The sequence below is a fragment of the Flavobacterium sp. genome (assembly GCF_003525665.1).
Lineage (GTDB): Bacteria > Bacteroidota > Bacteroidia > Flavobacteriales > Flavobacteriaceae > Flavobacterium.
Genome location: NZ_DQDX01000028.1, coordinates 18334 through 20950, shown reverse-complemented (window position 1 = coordinate 20950; position 2617 = coordinate 18334). Strand labels below are relative to the sequence as shown.

Genomic DNA, 2617 nt, shown 5'->3' with positions numbered 1-2617 from the left:
TTCTTTATCCATTAATTTTACTGGCATTTGATTATAGAAAGATGTGGACAAAATTACTTTTCCTAATGCTAAAAATTCTCCGAGCTTCCATCCATGACAATTTAAAACAGCTGGCGTATTAAATACTACATCAGATTTTTTAATTTGCTTCAAATAACTTGACATTGAATATAAAGAGTTGGTCATAATGTCATCAAAATCTAAATTATTTCCATCAGATCTTGGAACAAAACCACCTTCAAATTCAATTCGACTATTTTTTATACAAGCTTTTATAAAATTTGCTCTAAATGCATTGGTTTGATTTTCATTTTTCCAAAGTGTACTTGCAAAGAAAACATATTTTTTAATTGCATTATTGTTTACTTCTTCTTCAAAATAACTTTCTAACCTTTCTCTTTTTGATTGCGCTAAATAACTGGAAATAAATAATTTACGTCGTAAAATTTGATTTTTAAAACGAATATAATTAATTGTTGCAACAAATAATGTCTTGGGGAAACTCCAAATTTTTATACCAAAACTTGGACCAATTGGCAAGACTTTATCTTGATTAATTTCTGGCAAACTGTTTATATTGTAATTCACTTTCCCATATACATCACACCAATTTAATGCGTCAATCCATAAATCACTTTGATCCCTAGAATCAATACATATTTTACATTCTTTGGTACCTTGAACTACAATGGCTGCAAAAGTTCCTTGATTGAATTTAGGAAACTTTTTACAATTAAAAAAAACATTATTTACATTATAAAACTCCTTCAATCCTTTTATATAAAAAGCATCATAGTACACATCACACAGACCATATATGTATATTTTAGTCATTTTAATACTAACTACTTAGTTCTTTTCCCTAATTGAATTAATTTTCTAGCATAAAAAACCGATTTTTTAAACTGCAATAATCGATACGGTAATTTAAATAATTTTAAAGGCAATTCCCATTTATTACCTTTAAATAAATACAATGCAAAATATTTGTGTTTGTATTCTACCAATTGTTGAGGCGTAAATTGCTTGTGAATTTGATACATAATTGTTGGACTTGGCACTGGACGAATTCGTTTAACTGGGGTATCTAATTCCCATGGTTGTGCTTTTCGTTTTTTGCCCATAACTTTGGCTTGCGTACCCCAAAAACGGTAGCCTCCAACTGGTGGTTTTAAATGTAAGTTTACAGAAAAAGGATTGTGTAAAACAGTAACTCCTATTTTGGTTAATGATATTCCAAAATCACTATCTTCACCATAACCACCATCATAATTGATATCATTTCCGACCAATTTATTTACTAATGATCGCTTTACGCAAGAATTGGCATTACTAAACCCACCTGCTGAACCCACCAACCATCTTTGAAATGGATATTCAATCAATTTCTGCTCTAAATCGTTTAAATTTTGTTGTTGATTATCGGCTCTAATATCTAGTCCATTGCAAGCTCCAGCATTGTATGTTTGCAATAATCGGATGTGATTCTCTATAAAATTGGGTTGAATTCTAATATCATCATCACCAAAAACAATATAATCACCAGTGCATAAATCGATAGCTTCGTTTCTTGCGCGACAACTTCCTTTGGTGGTTTGCCAATGAAATTGCACTTCAAATGGATAGTTTTGTGCGTTGTACAAACTTTCATCTCTTGTGTTTTCTGGCGTGGCATCAACAACAATTACTTGGGTAGGAAGATACGTTTGACTTTTTAAATCTTCTAATAAAGTTAAAGTGAAATCTTGGCGCATCATCGTTGGAATAATGTAACTCACTGTTGGTTTACCTTCAACTTCCTTTAGTTTTCTTGGTGCTATTACAGGTAATTCCCCACGTTGTTTGAACCTTTTCTTTGCATAGAATAATGCATTCCATTCGGATAATTTCCAGAAACCTTTTCGGTATAACATGAAAATAGAATGGTCTAATTTGAAATTTTTTCTATAAAAAACGTACCTGTCTTTTGTAGAAATTTCTATTTTTTCTTTCTCAGTTACCACATACAAATCCTTGATATACATCGGAATTGCACCACAATTCCTCAAGGCATTATAGGCGAAATCCAAGGCTTGAAGGTGCTTGTTTTCATATTCTTTATCAAAACCACCTAATTTTTCCCAAACCGATTTTCTAATGGCAAAATGATTCGGATTTAATCGCCAACTTATGCATTTATCTAGATTATCAAAATCATTTACATACCAGAAGAAAACTACCGTTTGATAGACGATATCAAGAAATGCATTCTTATAACCTTGCTCAAACGAACTGTGCCAAATGTCACCTGCACCTGTTGAAAGCAGTTCTAATTTTTCTAAATTTGGATTTCCAACATATAGAATAATTTCGTTTGAATTAGTTGTATATTCTCTAAAATTTAAACTCATTTTTGCAGATAATTTTTATAAAATGCTACGCTCTTTTCCGCTACAATTGCGATACTAAACTTTGAAATAACTTTAACTCTTGCCTCTTTACCAAAACTACTTTGCATTTCATTATCTTTTAACAAAGTACTTATTTTTTGCGCAAATTTTTTATGATTTTTAGGATGAACTAAAAAGCCATTCGTTCCGTCATCAATCACTTCCTTCGCCCAACCAATATTTGATGC

3 protein-coding genes are annotated in these 2617 nt (G+C 31.2%); all 3 read right to left on the bottom strand.

The window, feature by feature from the left end:
- Positions 1 to 834 (bottom strand): hypothetical protein (locus DIU01_RS01865; RefSeq protein ID WP_290831562.1); only part of this gene is annotated, 834 nt, incomplete at its 3' end.
- An 11-nt stretch (positions 835 to 845) separates the two neighbouring features.
- A complete protein-coding gene (locus tag DIU01_RS01860) occupies positions 846 to 2390 on the bottom strand; it encodes a glycosyltransferase (RefSeq protein WP_290831561.1) in 1545 nt (514 codons plus the stop codon).
- On the bottom strand, positions 2387 to 2617 hold a 231-nt coding region (locus DIU01_RS01855; protein ID WP_290831560.1), incomplete at its 5' end, for a glycosyltransferase. The genes DIU01_RS01855 and DIU01_RS01860, both read right to left, overlap by 4 nt.

What these genes read in the sequence shown, in the direction of transcription:
- DIU01_RS01860 (WP_290831561.1), bottom strand. Translation starts at nt 2,390, where the DNA reads ATGAGTTTAAATTTTAGAGAATATACAACTAATTCAAACGAAATTATT.